Consider the following 18,161-nt stretch of genomic DNA (forward strand, 5'->3'; position numbering starts at 1 on the left):
TCAGTCGACGCGTTCCGCGAACGCGAACCGCGGCTTGACCTCGTCGATCCGCACCTCGAGCGACTCGCCGACTTCGGCGTCGGGAACGAATAGCGTGAACCCGTCGACGTGAGCGACGCCGTCTCCTTCCGAGCCCTCGTCGGTGACATCGACGGTGTAGGTCTCGCCAGCGGCGACGGGTGCCGTAATGCGGTGCTTGCCGACGACGTAGACCTCCGAGGAGCTGTCGCGGGTCGCGTCCGGGACGACCGTCCGGGCGTAGTCGAACGCCTCGTCCACGTCGGCCTTGAATGCCTCAAGGTCCTGCCCCTGGAAGACCTTCGCGACGAAGTCGCCGCCGGGCGCCAACACGCTCTTGGCGGTCTCGAAGGCCTGGCGCGCGAGGTGGACCGACCGGGCGTGGTCGAGTTCGTACTCGCCGGAGACGTTCGGCGCCATGTCGGAGAGCACGACGTCGACGGCGCCTGTAGCGGTGTCAGCGGAGGGGTCAGCCCCCGCAACCTCGGCTGCGATCTCGCGGATACGTTCCCGCGTGTCCGCCTCCGTGACGTCGCCCCTGAGGAGTTCGACGCGTGGTTCCGGGTCCTCGAGGTCGTCGATGCGCTGTCTGTCGACGCCGATCACGGCCCCGTCGGGACCGACGCGCTCGGCGGCGACCTGGAGCCAGCCCCCGGGCGCCGCGCCGAGGTCCACGACGACGTTCCCGGGACCGAACAGACCCGCGGTCTCGTCGAGCTGTCTGAGCTTGAAGGCCGAGCGAGCGCGGTAGCCCTCGACTTTGGCCCTGTTGTAGTACTCGTCCTTCCCGGGCATTCTTGGCCAATGTAGCACTGGCGACGGTAAACGGGCTTCGTTCCCGCCCGATCGCAGGCCGTGCGCACCACCAGGTGCCGATCCGCGCCCGTCGATCGCTACAGAAGCGAATTTCAGTAAACCGCACTACAGAAATGTAGTTCAGATTATGCTTATGGGGACGGGGCTCCGACTACTAACTACAATGGAGCAAACGATCCCCACGTCCGGCTACAAGAGCTCAGTGACCGACCACCGCTCGATCGGCGGCACGATCGTCTTCGTCGCAGTGCTCGCCGCCCTGCTGCTCGCGGCGGCGTACCCCGCACTCGCGACTGCAACGGCCCTCGGTGCGATCAGCGCCCACGTCCTCGGCACCGCCATCGCGGCGCGGCGACGGCACAAGCGCCGCTACGCAGCCTGAGCTGCCGGGGAGCTCCGTAGTTCGAGCGGCCAGTCTGCAGTTCTCACTACCTGATCGCGGGCGACGGGCGACTACTCTGGTCCAGCCTCGTCGACGACGAGCGATTCCTCGACTGCGTCGACGACCGTCGCGGTCTCGTCGAGCGTCACGGTGAGCCGAGCGTCCTCGGTCTCGAACGTGACGGCGACACGGAACGGCGATTCGGAGACGATCCGCTGTTCGCCCGTCCAGTCGTCGATCTCCCAGGCCACGACCTCGCGGACGTCGACCCCTCGCTCCCAGAAGAAGGAGACGACGGCGGGGTGGAAGAACACGGCGTAGGTCGGTGGCGTGGAGTAGCCGACGCCACAGCGAGTGCACCGACCGGTGTAGAGCACTGGCGCGGGACCGTCGGCGTCGCGATCGACCGACCACTCGACGTCACCGTAGCAGTACGTGCACGTGCCCTCGAGCACGATCTGGAGTTTGTACCTGGCGCGGGCCCGGACCGATTCCAGCACGTCGGCGAGTGACTCCTCCGTCGCGAGGTCGTGGGGCACGCTGCTCGTGAAGATCTCGTGGCCGTCACCACACGAGACCACGATCTGACCGTGCTCGTAGGCCGCTTCGAGAGGCGCGCCACAGTGCGGACAGTCGCCGTCGAGGGGCTCCGGACCGCGATCTTCCCCCTCCGCGAACGCGCCCGAGAGGATCGCGCCGGCCACCTCGTGGCCGCGCGGCGAGAGCCGGTACCCATCCTCCGTCGAGCGAACGAGGTGGCCCCGGAGCTTGTCGAGGTGGTAATTGAACTGGCCGGAATCGTCGATGTCGACGCGATCGTGGAGAGTCGAGAAGGTGAGCGCCGGCGCGTCGGGATCGGCGCTTGCCTGTTCGGCGAGCGCGAGCAGGATGTCGACGCGCGCCGGACTTCGAACCACGTCGAACGCCGAGACGTACCGCTCGTCGAGACCGCCGCTCCCGTCCATATCATCGGCGAGGTGCCCGTCCGACAAAACCGCTGTGCCGGTGCGCGTCCGCCAGCCTCGTTGCACGGTACGGATCGCACGCCACGACAGTGGCGCGCCGTGAGAAACTCGGAGAGGACGACAGACGCTGGCTTCGGGCGTCAAAGCCGGTACGCAACGCCTTCGTTCTGGGTACGCACGTGTTGCTATTGGCGGCGGATGCCGTTCCTGAACGCGTGCTCACGCAGTTCACGCTCGTGGTCCTGGTCGCGAGTCGCACCGTCGCCCAGAGCGCGACCGACGTCGGGACGAATCTCCTCGGCAGCGCCGTCGGTGCGTTCCTCGGCACGCTGATCGTCGGCGGAATCATGATCCTCGTGTTCCCCGACTACACGGAGCGCACGGTACGGACGCTCCGTCGAGATCCGGGGCCGTCGTTACTCTACGGACTCCTCACGCTCGTCGCGTTGATCGTACTGACGGTGCTGCTGGTGCTCACGATCGTCGGCATCCTCGTCGTGATCCCGCTCGCGTTCCTGGCGTACATCCTGTGGGCCGTCGGTGCTGCGATCGCCTTCATCACGATCGGCGACCGCCTGGTCGGGCACGAGGGCGGCTGGACCGCCGCGCTCGTGGTGGGCAGCGCGATCAACGGCGTCCTCGTCCTGACGGGGATCGGCGGCTTCGTGTCCTTCCTGATCGGCGCCGCCGGCTTCGGTGCCGTCATCCACGGCTACCTGGGGTAGGGCGACGACGCTCGTCGCAGTACGGATCGGTGATCCGACGAGGTGGAGAACCGCCGACGGTCGGAGGATCGCCTCAGGTAGCATCAGCCGATGGAGTTCGGCCGGTTCGGTGGTGACAGCCGATGGAGTCCAGCGGGTGTAGCGGCGTCTACTCGATGGAATCCAGCGGGGTCTGGCGGCGTCTACTCGATGTAGCCCAGCGCGTCCTCGATGCGGCCGAGTTCGGGACCCGTGGTGTCTTCGCCGACGACGTAGCCGTCCTCGCTGGCGATGAGCCCGGAACCGACGAGCGGGGCGCCGTAGTTGATCGTCCCGATGTCGGCGTGGACGTCGAGGTGCTCGGCGAGGTGGTCGAGCTGTTCGTCGGTCGCCTTCGGGTGACAGAGCACCCCGCGGTCGTTGGCGACGGCCGCCGTCCCGACGGTACGGACGCTCGCGACGTCGCCGCGGTCGACGGGGACGCCGAGTGTCTCCTCGATCACCTCGACGGCCTCGTCACCGAGTTCGCGGTGGACGTAGGCGCCCGTGTCGTTCGCGAGGACGACGTTGCCAGCGGCGTTGATCCGACCCGGTAGCTCGGCCACGGGGACGGAGACGGCATCCCGGATGCGGTCAAGTTCCCGGTCGAGCGCGCGGCTGCTCACGAGGATGCCGTTATCGTTCCCGACGGCGAGCGAGCCGACGGTCCCGGAGCCCCCGACGGTCGTCGGGAGGGGCTCGAGGCCGAGTTCGTCGGCGATCGACTGCTGGAGGGACACGTCGACGTCGGGGCGGACCAGCAGGTGGCCGGCGGCCGCCCGAGCGAAGACGCCGACGTACGACGAGCCGGAGAAGGAGGCCCGGAGCAAGTGTGGCTCCCGTTACTCCGCGTGTTCGGCTTCCACGACGCCTTCGCCCTCTTCCTGGAATCGGGCGGCGCGAACGCGGAGCTTTCGTGGCGGGCTCGCGTTCCCGGCGTTCCAGACGGCCTCGTTGATCGAGGGGTCCAGGCGAACGGCGTCCTCCTCGACGGAGAAGTGCTTCGCGAGGTGGCCCCGGATCAGCTTCATCGCCTTGTCGGAGCGCTGGTGGCTCGGCGCCGCGGCGGCGTCCCGCAGCGGAACCGTCACGACGCGCTCCTCGAAGTCACTCGCGCTCATTCGTCAGTGGAGGAGCGCCGCCAGTTACGACGCTTGGGGTTGCGGGTGACCTCGCGATCCGTCTTCAGCATGACCCACGCCGGGATGCGGGAGTTCTGTCGCTCCAGCTTCCCGAGGCGCTTCTTCTGGGCCTTCGACTTCTTGCTCATGGTGACGTGTTCGTTCCGCGCCGACTCATAAAACGTTGTTCTTCCGCGTCGACCGACCGGCCGGCCAGTGCCGTCGGTCACGAGCAGGGCTACTTCGACCGACAGGAGCCGGCCACCGCCGGCGGTGCCGCCACGACTCGATCACGGACGGGACACAACTGTCAGAACTGTTGCAGTATCGAGGAGAAAACGGACGAAACGGGGGCAGTGACGGGCGTACGGTACGACCGTCCTACCACACGTCCCCGAGAGCCACAGCGGCCGACTCCGAGGATCTCACCGCATGTCTTCGAGGTCCGGCGCCTCCTCTGCGTCGATGGATACCCAGGCCTCCTCTGTTGCGATGTCCGCTATGACGTAGGATTCGCGGTCGTCGGCGTCGTCCAGCGACCCGATCACCTCTCGGTCGGGGCCGTCGTCAGCGTGGCCTGGTGCGACTGCCATGTGAGTACCTACCGAACGGTAACTGATAAACGCTCCGGATCGGAGTGGCCCCTCGATCATTGGAGTACGATCGTCCTATATTCGACAATATAGCTAAACATTCCGTCACTTGCACCGATTACACCTATATATTGACCACTTTTCCCGGCGGAGTAAGACATGAACAATCGTTAGGTCCAGCAGTTCTAATCCGCTGGAAGTACCGTCAAAAATAGTCAGCCCGGCCCAGCAATCGAAAGTGCTCGAGGGATCCTACCGCCGAAATCGGCAGTGATTGATCGTGATCGTTGCGTTCTCCAAGAGCCACGGTGCACCGAGAGTCCCACGAGGAGGACGGGTGCCGACGGCACTGGCCAGTCGACCACAGCTGGTGGGCAGCGAGCATCCGGAACGTAAACACGTACCGACAGCCGAACCGAGACCGCGAACCGTGAGCGGGTATCGAGGGCCGTACCGAGCGGTCCCAGAAACGGAACGACGCGAACCACCGGCCGCGAGGGCGGACGCACCAGATGGCCCCGCAAAGCACGGGGTTTATGCCGGGATTGGACCTACGGCGGGGCATGAACGTCTCGGACGCAATGACGCCGCGCTCGGCACTGGTGACCGTCGAGCTGCCGGGCAGTCGCGACGACGCGCTGGAACACCTCCGCGAAGGTGCCTTCTCCTCCGTGCCAGTCGTAAAGGTCGAAGACGGCCACGAGCGGTACCGCGGGCTCGTCTCGCGGGAGACGCTGATCGAACAGCCCGACGAGGACCAGCTCGCCCTCCTGATGGAGGAAGTCCCGACGATCACCGCCAACGCCGACCTCCGCGCCGCCGCGGCGCTGATGGTCAGCGAGCAGGCCCGACGGATCCCCGTCGTCGACGGCGAACTCGAGGGCATCGTCACGATCACCGACGTCGTCGACGCCATCGCGAAGGGGAACGTTCCCGGGGACGCGAACGCCGGCGACATCGCCACGCGCTCCGTGATCACGGCCTACCAGGGCACTCCGCTCGCCGTCGCTGAGCGTCAGCTCTTCCACGCCGACATGCCCTACGCCGTCGTCCTCGACGACGAGGGCGGCATGGCGGGCGTGTTCACCGAGCAGGACGTCATCGAGGTCGCCGAGGTCGTCGAGGGCGAGACGAAGACGGGCAACTCCTTCGCCGACCAGGACGACGACTGGATGTGGGAGGGCATCAAGGGCGTCGGCAGTCGGTCCGTCACGACGCGGGACGTCGAACTCCCCGAGGGCACAGTCGCCGACTTCATGACCGGGGACGTCGTCACGATCTCCCAGTCCAAGACCGCCCAGGACGCAGCACAGGCGATGATCACCCACGACGTCGAACAGATTCCGCTCGTCAGCGGCGGTGATCTCGCGGGCATCGTGCGCGACGTCGACCTGCTGGCGGCGATCGCCGAGGAGGAGTAGATGGTCGCGCCTGCCAACGCACCGGCAGATCTCGCCGAGGAGGTCGTCGAGCTAGCCAAGCGCCGGGGCTACTTCTTCCAGAGTTCGGAGGCCTACGGCGGCGTCGCCGGCTTCTACACCTACGGCCCGCAGGGCGCGGGGCTCAAGCAGAACGTCGAGGACGCCTGGCGCGAGCGGTACGCGATTGCGGAGGGTCACCAGGAGGTCGACGCGCCGACGATCATGCCCGAGCCGGTCTTCGAGGCCTCCGGCCACCTCGACACCTTCGACGACATGCTCGTCTCGTGTGCGGAGTGCGCCGAGAGCCACCGCGCCGATCACCTGATCGAGGACGCCCCCGGCTCGACGGTCGAGGACGCCGAGGCGCTCCCGATCCCCGAGGTTGAGGAACTGCTCCGGGAGTACGAGATCACCTGCCCGAACTGCGGCGAACCCCTCGCCGGCGAGCCGGTCGAGGACTTCAACCTCATGTTCGGCACGAACATCGGCCCCGGCGACGCGTCGCCGGGCTACCTCCGCCCGGAGACCGCCCAGGGCATCTTCGTCGAGTTCCCGCGGCTCAAGCAGTACGCACGCGGCCAGCTTCCCTTCGGCGTCACGCAGATCGGCCGCGCCTACCGCAACGAGATCAGCCCCCGGAAGTCCATCGTCAGGACGCGGGAGTTCACCCAGGCCGAACTCGAGCACTTCATCGACCCCGAACTGGACGAGCCCGACGTCGAGGCCGTCGCAGACGTCGAGGTCACGCTCTACTCCGCGGACGCCCAGCAGGCCGAGGACGGCGAACCGATCGAGACGACGATCGGTTCCGCCGTCGAGGACGAGGTCGTCGAGAGCGACTGGATCGCGTACTACCTCGGCGTCACGAAACGGTGGTACGACCGCGTCGGCGTCGACATGGACCGCTTCCGGTTCCGCCAGCACCTCCCGGGCGAACTCGCCCACTACTCCAGCGACTGCTGGGACGCGGAGGGCTACGCCGCCGGCGACTGGATCGAGATGGCGGGCTTCTCCTATCGCTCCGACTACGACCTCCGCAAGCACGCCGAGTACGCGGACGACGACTTCACCGTCTTCAAGCAGTACGACGAGCCGCGGACGACGAAGCGTGCCACCGTCGATCCGGACATGAGCGAACTCGGTCCCACCTTCGGCGGGGCGGCCGCCGATATCGCCGAGGCGCTCGAAGCCATCGCGGCGACCGACCCGGACCGCTTCGACGCCGCTGCCGCAGCGCCCGCTGGCACCGTCGAAGTGACCGTGGGCGAGGGCGACGACGCGGACACCTACGACGTCCCCTTCGAACACACGGGCTACGCCGTCGAGGAGGTCACCGAAGCCGGCGAGCACCTCCGACCCCACGTCGTCGAGCCGTCCTTCGGCGTCGACCGGCTCGTCTACACGCTCATCGAGCACGCCTACCGCGAGGACGAGGTCGACGGCGAGGAGCGGGCCTACCTCACGCTCGACCCCGAGGTCGCACCGACGACCGTCGGCGTCTTCCCGCTGATGGACAGGGACGGCATGGGCGAGCGCGCTCGCGACCTCGCCGACGACCTTCGCGAGATCGGCCTCTCCGTGGAGTACGACGACTCCGGCGCCATCGGTCGGCGCTACCGCCGCCAGGACGAGGTCGGGACGCCGTTCTGCGTCACCGTCGATCACGACACGCTCGAGGACGGCACCGTGACGATCCGGGAACGCGACTCGACTGCCCAGGTGCGCGTCCCCGCCGACGACCTCCCCCGTATCTGTCGGGACCTGCGGGACGGCGTCCGGGAGTTCTCGGCGCTCGCCGAGGGCCAGCCGGCGGAGTGATCGATGCCCGACCAGCGCACGGAGGGACAGGTCGGCGAGGACGGCCGGATCGGTAGCGGACTGGCCGCCGTTCGCGAGCGCCTGGAGGGCGAACTCGGCCGCCGGCTCGTCCACGTCAGCGGCGCGGGGATCCCACTGTTGTACGTGCTCGGCTTGCCCTACGCCTGGCTGCAGATCCTGCTCGTCGGCGGCGTGGCCATCGTCGGCGGCCTCGAGCTGCTCCGCCTGCGTGCCGGCCTCGCGGACTGGTGGATCTTCGAGCACCTGACCAGGGAGTACGAGTCCGAGACGATCGCGGGCTACGCCCTCTACGTGGTCGGGATGGCCGTCGTCGCCGTTGCGTTCGATCCCCAGATCGCGATCCCCTCGATGTTCATGCTCGCTGTCGCCGACCCCGTCGGCGGCGTGCTCGGCGGTGCCGATCCGACGCCCGTGAAACCGGCCCGCGCCTTCGTCGGCGCCTTCGTCGTCTGTCTGCTCGTCGGCCTGCCCTTCCTCCCGCCGCTGGTCGCCGCTGCGGGCGGCGTCGCCGCGAGCGTCGCCGACGGCGTCTTCGCGGAGTTTCGCGGCTACGTGATCGACGACAACCTCACGATTCCGATCGGCGCGGCCGCCGCTATCGCGCTGATGCTCGCGTACGGCCCGGGCTGGATCGGGTGAGTCGCTGCAGCGTTCGCCCAGCAGCGCGCCCACCGTCCGAGTGCGAAGCGACCCGCCGGTCACGGCGGTAGCTTGATTGGTCCGACGGGAGAACGATGTTCCATCGCTGGCAGCCGCGAGTGCTCTGCCGGTTGTACACATGGCAGTCACCTTCTGGGCCCTCGTCGGGCTCGCGACGATCGCGGGGCTCTCGATGGCCTGGGCGCTCGGGGCGAACAGCAACTCGCCGCCGTTCGCGCCGGCGATCGGCGCCAACGCGGTCTCGACGATGCGAGCGGCGTTCCTCATCGGCATCCTCGCCGCTCTCGGCGCCCTGACCCAGGGCGGGAGCATCTCCGAGACGGTCGGCTCCGGACTGATCCTGGGCGTAGACATCACGCCCCTGGCGGCCACGGCCGGGCTCCTGACTGCGGCGGCGTTCATGGGCTTCGGCGTCTACTCGGGCTACCCGGTCCCGGCGGCGTTCGCGACGACCGGCGCGATGATCGGGGTCGGGCTCTCGCTGGGCGGCGATCCCGCGACCGACACCTACCGGGAGATCGTCACCTTCTGGCTACTGGTGCCGCCGATGTCCGGCGGACTGGCGTTCGGGACGGCGACGATGCTCCGCAGAGACGAGGTGCCCGAAACCGTCGGCGTCCCGCTACTGGCAGCGGTGGTCGGCGGGATCGTGAGCCGGATTCGACTCGGCGTGATTCCGTCCGCGCCGGGCGAGAGCCAAGGGTCGCTCGCGGGGTTCGCCGCGCGTGCCGTCGGTGGGCCAGTCGTGGGTGACGTCGACGTCGTCGGGCTCCTCGCGACGGTCGTGCTCGCAGCAGTGGCCTTCGCGTTCGTCCGCAAGCGGATCCAGGACTCGGTCGAGGGCGGGATCCGCACGTTCCTCGTCCTGCTCGGCAGCCTCGTCGCCTTCTCCAGTGGCGGCAGCCAGGTCGGGCTCGCGACGGGGCCGCTCGAGTACCTCTACGGCGTCGAACTCGGCCTCCCGGCGATCGTCCTGCTCGGCCTCGGCGCGCTCGGCATCCTCGCCGGCGCGTGGATGGGCGCACCGCGCCTCCTGCAGGCCACCTCCCGCGAGTACGCACAACTGGGCGTCCGTCGATCGATCGCTGCGCTCGTGCCGGGGTTCATTATCGCCCAGCTCGCCATCGCGCTGGGCATCCCGATCTCGTTCAACAACATCGTGATCTCCGGCGTGATCGGCGGCGGTCTCGCCGCGGGGAGCGCGGGCGTGTCCCGGCGCAAGATCGGCGTGACGATCGCGTTCTGGCTGATCACGCTCGCGGGCTCGATCGGAGTCGGCTTCGGGCTCTACAAGCTGTTGACGACGGTGCTCGGCGTGGAGTAATCGGAGCGATCGGGGCTGGCTTCGAACGGTCCGGCGCCCTAGCGCACGATCGTCACCGGTACCTCCGCGGCGTCAGCGACCTCCGTCGCGACCGTCCCGAGGATCCGCTCGACGATCTCGTGACGCGGCCCGCCGTGACCGCCCATGACGACGTGGTCGACGTCGTGCTCGGAGAGATAGTCGAGGACGGCGTCGACTGGCGTGTCGGCGACGACGACCGGTTCGACGGTCGGCGCGGTCGCGTCGGCTTCCGCGGCGAGTCGTTCGGCGCGCTCGCGGGCCTCTCGCTCGCGCTCGTCGTCCGGGTCGAGGATCGATCCCTCGCTCATCCCCGCGTCGACCGGCGTGATCACGTTCAGGACCGTGATCGTGCAGTCGTACTCCACGAGGGCGTGCTCCAGGGCGGCCTCGGCCCGCGGCGAGCCGTCGAGGACGACCAGGACGTGGGAGGGTGGCACAGCCCCGCTTCGCGGCGGACGCCCTTGTAGGTGGTCCCGGTCCGACCGGCGGCCGCAGCGAGGGCCACGGAGACCGACCACTTTCACCGAGGTACGGGAACCCTTTTGCGCGCCGACGGCGAATCCACGCCGATGACAGACGGCGAGTCGGTGGCGACGATCGAGCACCCGATGCTCGTCGACGGGATGCTCGAGCGGCGGCGCTACCAGCTCCAGCTCGCGGGCCGCGCGATGGACGGGCACACGCTGGTCTGCCTGCCGACGGGCCTGGGCAAGACCGCAGTCTCGCTGGTCGTGACGGCCCGGCGGCTCCATGAGGTCGGCGGGAAGGCGCTCCTCCTCGCGCCGACGAAGCCGCTCGTCGAGCAACACGCCGAGTTCTACCGGGAGGCCCTGGAGATTCCCGACGAGGAGATCGTCGTGTTCACCGGCAAGGTTCGGCCCGACGATCGCGCGGAACTCTGGGAGGACGCGCGGGTCGTGATCGCCACGCCGCAGGTCGTCGAGAACGACCTGATCGGCAACCGGATCGACCTCGCGGACGTCACCCACCTCACCTTCGACGAGTGCCACCGCGGCACCGGCGACTACGCCTACGTTTACATCGCCGAACGGTACCACGAAGACGCCGAGCAGCCGCTGGTCACGGGGATGAGCGCCTCGCCCGGCGGCGACGAGGAGGAGATCCTGACGGTCTGCGCCAATCTCGGGCTCCGACAGGTCGAGGTGATGACCGAGGACGACGCCGACGTCGATCGGTTCACGCACGACACCGACGTCGAGTGGGACACCGTCGAACTGCCCGAGGAGCTGATCGAGATCAGGGATGCGCTCGCGGACGTGATCGAGGAACGCCTCGAGCGGCTGCGCGAACTCGGCGTGACGAAGAAGCGCAGCGCGGACCTCTCCCAGCGCGACCTGAACGAACTGCGGGGGAAGCTCCAGAACCTCATCGACCAGGACAAGTCGGAGGGCTACGAGGGGATGTCGATCCACGCGGAGATCATGAAGCTCCGGCGCGCGCTGGAGGTCGTCGAGACGCAGTCCATCGAGGCCGTCGAGCGCTACTTCGAGCGCCAGCGCCAGCAGGCCAGGTCGTCGGGGGCTTCGAAGGCGAGCCAGCGGTTCGTCTCCGATCCCACCATACGCGAGGCGATCCGACGCGTCGAGGACTTCGACGAGCGGCATCCCAAGTTCCGGGAGGCACACCTCCGTCTGGCCGAGACGCTCGGCATCGAGGACGGCGAGCGCGCGATCGTCTTTACCGAATCCAGGGACACTGCGGAGGTACTCACCGAGTTCCTGGGCGAGCACTTCGACACGCGGCGGTTCGTCGGTCAGGGGGACAAGGATGGCTCCGACGGGATGACCCAAAAGGAGCAACAGGAGACCCTCGACGCGTTCCGCGCGGGAGAGTTCGAGGTGCTCGTTTCGACGTCCGTCGCCGAGGAAGGCCTCGACGTCCCCGAAGTCGACCTCGTCCTCTTCTACGAGCCCGTGCCCACGGCGATCCGCTCGATCCAGCGCAAGGGCCGAACGGGCCGACAGGCGAAGGGAAAGGTCGTGGTGTTGATGGCCGAGGACACCCGCGACGAGGCCTTCTTCTGGATCGCGAAGCGTCGCGAGGAGGAGATGGCAGACGAGCTGGCCGAGCTCAAGGCGATGACCGACGAACTCGACGCCCGGCTCGAACAGGCCGGGCTCGACGCGTTCGCGACCGGCGACGCGCCGGAGGCGGTACCAGCGGGTGGCGCTGGAGCGACCCCCGAAATCGCCGAGTCGAGGACCGGTGACGGGAGCGACGATGGAAGTGAGGAGGGAAGTGACGAAACCCCCGTTTCGACTGGACCGTCTTCGACGGAGGGTCTGACGGACGAAACCGCCGAGAAACCGGCTGCAGACGGCGTCAGACGCGCGTCTGACGGAGCCGGAAGCGACGGGAAATCGCAAGCAAGCGATGGGGGAGAGGCCGAGGGCCAGGCGGACCTCGGCTCGTTCGACGCGAGCGACGACGCGGAGGACGGTTCCGTGCCAGACGATACCACACCACATGCTACAGCCGAAACAGAGGGGTTCGAAGCAGTGGCCGGTAGCGAGGCTGCAGTCGACGAAACCGAGGGAGACGAGGACGAGCGCGAGGGCACCGTCGCGGCCCCCGATCCCGAAGCCGACGCGATCGAGGTCGTCATCGACCAGCGCGAGTTGGAGTCCTCGATCGCGAGAGATCTCTCCCGCAAGGACGAGATCGAGACGCGCCTCGAGACGCTGGCCGTCGGCGACTACGTCTGCTCCGATCGCGTCGCGGTCGAGCGCAAGACCGTGGAGGACTTCCTCGATACCTTGCTGGGCGGCGATCGCTCGCTCTTCGAGCAGGCCGGCGACCTGACGCGGCACTACGAACGCTCCGTCGTAATCTTAGAGGGCGAGGGCGTCTACGAGCGCCGGGACGTCCACCCGAACGCGATCCGCGGTGCGCTCACCTCACTCGCCGTGGACTACGGACTCTCGATCATGCACAGCGACGACCCCGACGAGACGGTGGAGCTGCTCGCGACGATCGCCGGTCGCGAGCAGGCCGATCGGGATCGCGAGGTGTCCGTCCACGGCGAGAAGCAATCGAAGACGCTCGGCGAACAGCAGGAGTACGTCGTCGCCTCGATCGCCGAGATCGGCCCCGTGACGGCGCGGGCCCTGCTCGCACACTTCGGGAGCGTCCGCGACGTGATGACCGCCGACGAAGAGGAACTGCTGGAAGTCGACGGCGTCGGGCAGGTGACGGTGGAGCGGATTCTCGAGGTCGTGACGAGCGAGTACACGGGGCAGTAGGCAGAGACAACCGACTGGTTGAACCCCGATTCTCTTGCAGGTGCCAACCCAAGCAGTACCTATGATCCGCCGGTGGACGCGACGGCGACTGCTCGCGAGCGGAACCGCGGCGATCGGCGGGTTCGCGGGCTGTCTGGGCGACGATTCGGACGCCGGAGACGGTGACGGGTCGGGCGGCGAAAACGGAGACGGATCGGACGGCGACGACCGCTCGACCACGGCAGACGGCGGTGAATCGGACGAATCGAATTCCGACGACGACGTGGAAGATTCGGGCACGGACGGCGGGAGCGACGACCTCGACCTCCGCGAGGCGAACGTCACGGCGGTCGCCGTCGAGACCGAGGGCGACGGCGCTTACCGCTTCGACGTTACCCTCCTCCACGACGACGATGGCGAAGACGGCTACGCGAACTGGTGGCAGGTCGAGACGCCCGACGGCGAGCGACTCGGTCGTCGCGAACTGCTCCACGCCCACGGCACCGAGGAGTTCACCCGTTCGGAGACGGTCACAGTGCCGGCAGAGGAGTCCTGCGTCGTCGTCCGCGGCCACGATCAGACGCACGGCTACGGTGGACAGGCGATGCTGGTGACGATCGAGAGCGGTGCGACAGACCCGCGGCGACAAGGAAGCGAGCCGAGCGGATTCGGGGACGCGAAGTGCCCCTGAGTCCACAGCTGTCGGGGACGGACACGGCGGCGGTCAGTTCTCCGGGCTGATCTCCGCGAGCGCCTCGGCGGCCTCACTGGCGGCTTCGAGGTGGTCCTTCGCCGCCCGGGGATCGGCGTCGGTCGCCGCGCGGGCGTGGTGGGTGATCGCGTTCAACAGCGACTGCTGGGCGTCGGCGAGGCTCGCGTCGGCGGCGGGCTGTGGGGCGGGGTCGGTCGGCTGTGCTGGCGGCTCGTCCGAGCCAGATGATTCGCCACTCGGCTGGCTCGACGCCGTCCCCGCATCGTCGGATTGGACCGAGGCAGCAGCGCGCTCGGCGATCGAGGTGCCGCCGGTCGGTTCGGGCTCGGCGTCCGCACCGCTGGAGATGACGTCTGCGAGCTGTTCGTCGGGGGACGGCTCCGCAGTGGCGTCGTCCTCGGTGCCCGCTGCGTCTGCGGGGGCCTCGTCCGCTGCCGGTTCGTGGGTCGCAGCGGACTCCTCGGTTTCCACGTTGCAGTTCGGGCAGAACTCCTGACCGTCGACGCGGAAGATCGGTGAGCCACACTCGCCGCAGTGGGCGTTCGTCATCGTCGCGCCCTTGAGCAAGAGGTCGCTCATCTGCTCGGCGGCCGCGCGATCTTCCTTCTCGCGCTCGTACTTCTCGCGGAGGCGTTCCCGCTCGGCCTCTTTGTCGAATCCGGAGTCGTCGGCGTCGCTCATGGGCGAGCGGAGGAGCCGCGGGGCGAAAAGTCCGGCGGGAGCGCGAGCGGTTCCGGGGGAGCAACGTTGAACCGGCGTCCTACACGAGGTGCAGCCACAGTGACGACCGACGATCGATTGCGACGCGACGACGCTGACGGGCGGGCGCCCACTGGAACGGTCGAGGAGCCGATCCCGGTCGTGCTCGCGACGGACATCGGCAGCGACGTGGACGACACCTGGGCGCTCGCACAGCTCCTCCGGACCCCGGAGTTGGACCTCCAGCTCGTGCTCACCGAGACCGGCGAAGCGCGCTACCGTGGCGAGGTCGCCGCGAAGCTTCTCGAGCGCGCCGACCGGACCGACGTGCCGATCGGCCTCGGCGTCGAAGACGGCGCGATGGCGGCGGACGACCGGCATCAGGGCCCGTGGGTCGACGACTACGACCTCGAGTCCTACCCGGGCACGGTCCACGAGGACGGCGTGGGCGCGTTCGTCGACCTGGTCGCGGCTACGGAGTCGCCCGTGACGGTGATCTCGATCGCGCCGACGCCGAGCGTCGCGGCAGCGCTCGACCGCGACCCGGAACTCGCCGAGTCCTGCCGGTTCGTCGGAATGCACGGCAGCTTCTACATCGGCTACGACGGTACCCCCGAGCGCGACGCCGAGACGAACGTCCGGGTCGATCCAGCCGCGTTCCGCCGGGTCCTCGCCGCGGACTGGCGGGACGTCCTCCTGACGCCGCTGGACACCTGCGGGCTGCTCACCCTGGACGGAGAGCGGTACAACGCGATCTGGTCGGCGACCGACGATCCGCTGCTCCGGAGCGTGATCGAGAACGTCTGCATCTTCGCGCCGCGCGTCCCGTGGATGCCCTACGAGGACTTTACGCGACGCTCCTCGACGCTGTTCGACTCGGTCGCCGTGGACCTCGCTCGGACCGAGTCGTTCGTCGAGGTCGAGCGCGCACGCTTCGACGTCACCGACGACGGGCTCACGGTGCCCGGCGAGGGCGGCGAGTTCGAGGCACGGGTGGCCCTGGAGTGGGCGGACCTCGACGGCTTCGAGGCGTACCTAACCGAGACGCTGCTCGGCCGATAGGCGGTGGGGAACGACCGGGCGCGGGTGGATCGGCCCGCGAACAATTCGACGATCGTCGATCCCGAAAATCGGCGTACGACGGCCCACAGACCCCACTCCGACACCGTTAACTGCGAACGTGGGGGAGTTCCACGTGGTATGACGAAAGTTAGCGTGGTCGGCGCGGCCGGGACGGTCGGCGCCGCCGCAGGCTACAACCTCGCGCTCCGGGACGTGGTGGACGAACTCGTCTTCGTGGACATCCCCGACCAGGAAGACACGACGATCGGCCAGGCGGCCGACACCAACCACGGCATCGCCTACGACTCGAACACGCGCGTGCGGCAGGGCGACTACGCCGACACCGCTGGCTCCGACGTCGTCGTCATCACGGCCGGCATCCCGCGACAGCCCGGCCAGACCCGCATCGACCTCGCGGGCGATAACGCGCCGATCATGGACGACATCGGCTCGTCGCTCGCCGAGCACAACGACGACTTCGTCACGGTGACGACCTCGAACCCCGTCGACCTGCTCAACCGCCACCTCTACGAGACGGGCGAGCGCGCTCGGGAGAAAGTGATCGGCTTCGGCGGCCGCCTCGACTCCGCACGATTCCGCTACGTCCTCTCCGAGCGCTTCGAGACGCCCGTCAAGAACGTCGAGGCCACGATCCTCGGCGAGCACGGCGACGCGCAGGTCCCCGTGTTCTCGAAGCTCCGCGTCGACGGCACGGACCCCGAGTACGACGCCGACGAGAAGGAGGCGATCCTGGGCGAACTCCAGGAGTCCGCGATGGACGTCATCGAGCGCAAGGGCGCGACGCAGTGGGGCCCGGCGACCGGCGTCGCTCACACCGTCGAGGCCATCCTCGAGGACACCGGCGAGGTCCTGCCCTGCTCCGTCGTCCTCGACGGCGAGTTCGGGTACGAGGACACCGCCTTCGGCGTTCCCGTCAAGCTCGGTTCCAACGGCGTCGAGGAGGTCGTCGAGTGGGAACTCGACGAGTACGAGGAAGAGCTGATGGACGACGCTGCCGAGAAACTCTCCGAGCAGTACGACGAAATCGCGTAGCGCGGACTCGGTGTCGCTGAGCGGACTCGCTCGTGGCTTCGTGGGGGATCGATTACTCTGCGCGTCGGCCCGACGCCTCGCCCTCTTCGTACTCCGGCGGGACCCGCTCGCCGACGAACGACGCCCACTCCGAGACGTGGGTGCGGTTTCGGGTCATCTCAACGAAGAAATGCAACGCCATTCCGCATAATGGTTTTGCAGAGAGATTGATAGGTATTCGATCCGGAACGGTGCGAACGGCCGTGGAGGCCCCCGTTCTCCATCCGGGACTCGCCGTGCCCTCCGTCGCCTCACTTCGCTCGATCGCACGCCGCGAAATAGCGTGCGAAAATCGCGCTACTCCTCGGGGGAGTCGGGATCGTGGTCGACCTCCGCCGCGACCGTCCGGAACGCGTCGATAATCGCCTGCTTGCAGACGGCTCCTTGCGTCGTCCAGTGGTGCGCGTAGTCCAGCATGTCTTCGTAGACGTCGGGTTTGCAGCCCGCCGCCTTCGGGTGGCCGCCGCCGTTGACCTTCCCCGCAACTTCGTGGGCACGCTCGAAGTCGTCGGTGCCACGAATCGAGGCCGGGCCGGAGGGCTTGACGATGACGGAGGCGTCGGCGCCCTCCTCGCGCATCCCTTCGGCGACCTCGTTCTGGGAGCAGCGGCCGTAGGTGATCCCGACGGTCCAGGGGCCGATCTCCCGGAACTCCGCGCGACGGAGCGCGCGCTCGATGCGGTCGGTCTTCTCGACGCGACGCTCCTCGAGCATCGCCATCGTCTCCTCGGGGAGGTCGGGACCGTGCTCGCGAACGACCTCGACGTAGGTCTCCTCGTCCTCGACCCAGTAGGAGTAATCGGAGATGTCGTCGCTACGGGGATCGTCCTTGATCCAGAGGTCGTGATCCCGCGTCACTGCGGCGAGTTCGTGGAGGTGCGCGGGGAACTCGTAATCGAGGGAACGCAGCGCGACGTCCGCGGTGCACTCCTCCTCCGAGTCGCCGACGACGAGGTCCACGCCGGTCTCGCGGACGGCGTCGGCGACCGATTCGTCCCACTGGTGGTGGTCGAACCACCGGACCTCGCTCGCGGTCTCGACGAGCGCGGCGAGTTCCTCCTCGACGTACTCGAAGCGGTCGGGGGAGAGGTCACAGACGAACGCGCGGAGGTCGTCCTCGCCGTACTCGGCGACGTACTCCATGCCGTCCTCGAGGTCGTGGGGACCGGTCGGGATCAACGCCGCCTCGCCGTAGACCTCCCGGAGCAACGCGACGCAGGCGAGTCCGTCGGCGTCGGGGTCGGCGACGACGGCGACGGAGACGCCGGCGAGCGCCTCGGCCGCCTCCTGGGCCTCGAGTTCCTCCTCGAAGGAGTCGGGTACGAAGAAGCCCTCGCCGGGGAGCAGGGAGCGGCGCTCCGGCGAGAGATCGCGATCGTCGATGAGATCGTCGTCCATACGGGCTCGAGCGGAGCGAAGGCCAAGAGTCCGCCGATCCACCCCATCCGCGA

At 68.3% G+C, this 18,161-nt stretch carries 19 protein-coding genes; 10 read left to right on the forward strand and 9 right to left on the reverse strand.

Annotated elements, in window-relative coordinates; translation table 11 throughout:
• On the reverse strand, positions 1 to 813 hold the full coding sequence (locus tag L593_RS05520; RefSeq protein ID WP_020445952.1) for a 23S rRNA (uridine(2552)-2'-O)-methyltransferase: 813 nt from the start codon (positions 811 to 813) through the stop codon (positions 1 to 3).
• Positions 814 to 997: 184 nt separating this feature from the next.
• Between L593_RS05520 and L593_RS05525 the strand changes: the two genes are divergently transcribed.
• Positions 998 to 1,216 (forward strand): hypothetical protein, encoded by a 219-nt coding sequence (locus L593_RS05525; RefSeq protein WP_020445953.1) that lies wholly within the window; start codon positions 998 to 1,000, stop codon positions 1,214 to 1,216.
• Between the two features lie 71 nt (positions 1,217 to 1,287).
• On the opposite strand, the gene L593_RS05530 is transcribed toward L593_RS05525, so the two are convergent.
• Complete coding sequence (locus tag L593_RS05530; protein WP_020445954.1) at positions 1,288 to 2,181, reverse strand: helix-turn-helix domain-containing protein; 894 nt, start codon at positions 2,179 to 2,181, stop codon at positions 1,288 to 1,290.
• Between the two features lie 215 nt (positions 2,182 to 2,396).
• On the opposite strand from L593_RS05530, the gene L593_RS05535 reads away from it, so the two are divergent.
• On the forward strand, positions 2,397 to 2,906 hold the full coding sequence (locus L593_RS05535) for a hypothetical protein (protein WP_020445955.1): 510 nt from the start codon (positions 2,397 to 2,399) through the stop codon (positions 2,904 to 2,906).
• A gap of 182 nt (positions 2,907 to 3,088) precedes the next feature.
• Here L593_RS05535 and L593_RS05540 read toward each other — a convergent pair whose 3' ends face one another.
• The 4 genes from L593_RS05540 to L593_RS15900 all read right to left on the reverse strand — a co-directional run bounded on the left by L593_RS05540 (position 3,089) and on the right by L593_RS15900 (position 4,638).
• A complete protein-coding gene (locus L593_RS05540) occupies positions 3,089 to 3,754 on the reverse strand; it encodes a translation initiation factor IF-6 (RefSeq protein ID WP_020445956.1) in 666 nt (221 codons plus the stop codon).
• A gap of 12 nt (positions 3,755 to 3,766) precedes the next feature.
• The gene (locus L593_RS05545; RefSeq protein WP_020445957.1) at positions 3,767 to 4,045 is read right to left on the reverse strand and encodes a 50S ribosomal protein L31e; all 279 of its coding nucleotides are present in this window, start codon (positions 4,043 to 4,045) and stop codon (positions 3,767 to 3,769) included.
• A complete protein-coding gene (locus L593_RS05550; protein WP_020445958.1) occupies positions 4,042 to 4,194 on the reverse strand; it encodes a 50S ribosomal protein L39e in 153 nt (50 codons plus the stop codon). The genes L593_RS05545 and L593_RS05550 overlap by 4 nt, the downstream gene beginning before the upstream one ends.
• A 276-nt stretch (positions 4,195 to 4,470) precedes the next feature.
• Positions 4,471 to 4,638, reverse strand: coding sequence for a hypothetical protein (locus L593_RS15900; RefSeq protein WP_187292640.1), 168 nt, complete (start codon positions 4,636 to 4,638; stop codon positions 4,471 to 4,473).
• 563 nt (positions 4,639 to 5,201) lie between these two features.
• On the opposite strand from L593_RS15900, the gene L593_RS05555 reads away from it, so the two are divergent.
• From L593_RS05555 to L593_RS05570, 4 genes are all read left to right on the forward strand, one after another.
• On the forward strand, positions 5,202 to 6,059 hold the full coding sequence (locus L593_RS05555; RefSeq protein WP_020445959.1) for a CBS domain-containing protein: 858 nt from the start codon (positions 5,202 to 5,204) through the stop codon (positions 6,057 to 6,059).
• The gene (glyS, locus tag L593_RS05560) at positions 6,060 to 7,877 is read left to right on the forward strand and encodes a glycine--tRNA ligase (protein WP_020445960.1); all 1,818 of its coding nucleotides are present in this window, start codon (positions 6,060 to 6,062) and stop codon (positions 7,875 to 7,877) included. It begins immediately after the preceding gene.
• Between the two features lie 3 nt (positions 7,878 to 7,880).
• On the forward strand, positions 7,881 to 8,537 hold the full coding sequence (locus L593_RS05565) for a hypothetical protein (protein ID WP_020445961.1): 657 nt from the start codon (positions 7,881 to 7,883) through the stop codon (positions 8,535 to 8,537).
• A 139-nt stretch (positions 8,538 to 8,676) separates the two neighbouring features.
• Positions 8,677 to 9,882 (forward strand): inorganic phosphate transporter, encoded by a 1,206-nt coding sequence (locus L593_RS05570; RefSeq protein ID WP_020445962.1) that lies wholly within the window; start codon positions 8,677 to 8,679, stop codon positions 9,880 to 9,882.
• Positions 9,883 to 9,920: 38 nt separating this feature from the next.
• On the opposite strand, the gene L593_RS05575 is transcribed toward L593_RS05570, so the two are convergent.
• Positions 9,921 to 10,340 (reverse strand): universal stress protein, encoded by a 420-nt coding sequence (locus L593_RS05575; protein WP_020445963.1) that lies wholly within the window; start codon positions 10,338 to 10,340, stop codon positions 9,921 to 9,923.
• A 132-nt stretch (positions 10,341 to 10,472) separates the two neighbouring features.
• Here L593_RS05575 and L593_RS05580 point away from each other — a divergent pair, with 132 nt between their 5' ends.
• Positions 10,473 to 13,166: an ERCC4 domain-containing protein gene (locus L593_RS05580; protein ID WP_020445964.1), complete on the forward strand. Its 2,694-nt coding sequence runs from the start codon at positions 10,473 to 10,475 to the stop codon at positions 13,164 to 13,166.
• A gap of 61 nt (positions 13,167 to 13,227) precedes the next feature.
• Complete coding sequence (locus tag L593_RS05585; RefSeq protein WP_020445965.1) at positions 13,228 to 13,836, forward strand: hypothetical protein; 609 nt, start codon at positions 13,228 to 13,230, stop codon at positions 13,834 to 13,836.
• A 33-nt stretch (positions 13,837 to 13,869) separates the two neighbouring features.
• Here the strand turns inward: L593_RS05585 and L593_RS05590 are convergent, their stop codons facing one another.
• The gene (locus L593_RS05590) at positions 13,870 to 14,538 is read right to left on the reverse strand and encodes an Sjogren's syndrome/scleroderma autoantigen 1 family protein (RefSeq protein WP_020445966.1); all 669 of its coding nucleotides are present in this window, start codon (positions 14,536 to 14,538) and stop codon (positions 13,870 to 13,872) included.
• Positions 14,539 to 14,637: 99 nt separating this feature from the next.
• On the opposite strand from L593_RS05590, the gene L593_RS05595 reads away from it, so the two are divergent.
• Positions 14,638 to 15,618 carry a nucleoside hydrolase gene (locus L593_RS05595; RefSeq protein WP_020445967.1) on the forward strand — a complete coding sequence of 327 codons (981 nt, stop codon included), beginning with the start codon at positions 14,638 to 14,640 and terminating at the stop codon, positions 15,616 to 15,618.
• 138 nt (positions 15,619 to 15,756) lie between these two features.
• Entirely contained in the window at positions 15,757 to 16,671 is a 915-nt protein-coding gene (gene mdh, locus L593_RS05600) for a malate dehydrogenase (protein WP_020445968.1), read from the forward strand.
• A gap of 336 nt (positions 16,672 to 17,007) precedes the next feature.
• Here the strand turns inward: mdh and L593_RS05605 are convergent, their stop codons facing one another.
• The gene (locus L593_RS05605) at positions 17,008 to 18,108 is read right to left on the reverse strand and encodes a DHH family phosphoesterase (RefSeq protein WP_020445969.1); all 1,101 of its coding nucleotides are present in this window, start codon (positions 18,106 to 18,108) and stop codon (positions 17,008 to 17,010) included.
• Between the last annotated feature and the right edge of the window lie 53 nt (positions 18,109 to 18,161).

Origin of the sequence: Salinarchaeum sp. Harcht-Bsk1 (assembly GCF_000403645.1) — an archaeon.
Taxonomy (GTDB): domain Archaea; phylum Halobacteriota; class Halobacteria; order Halobacteriales; family Salinarchaeaceae; genus Salinarchaeum.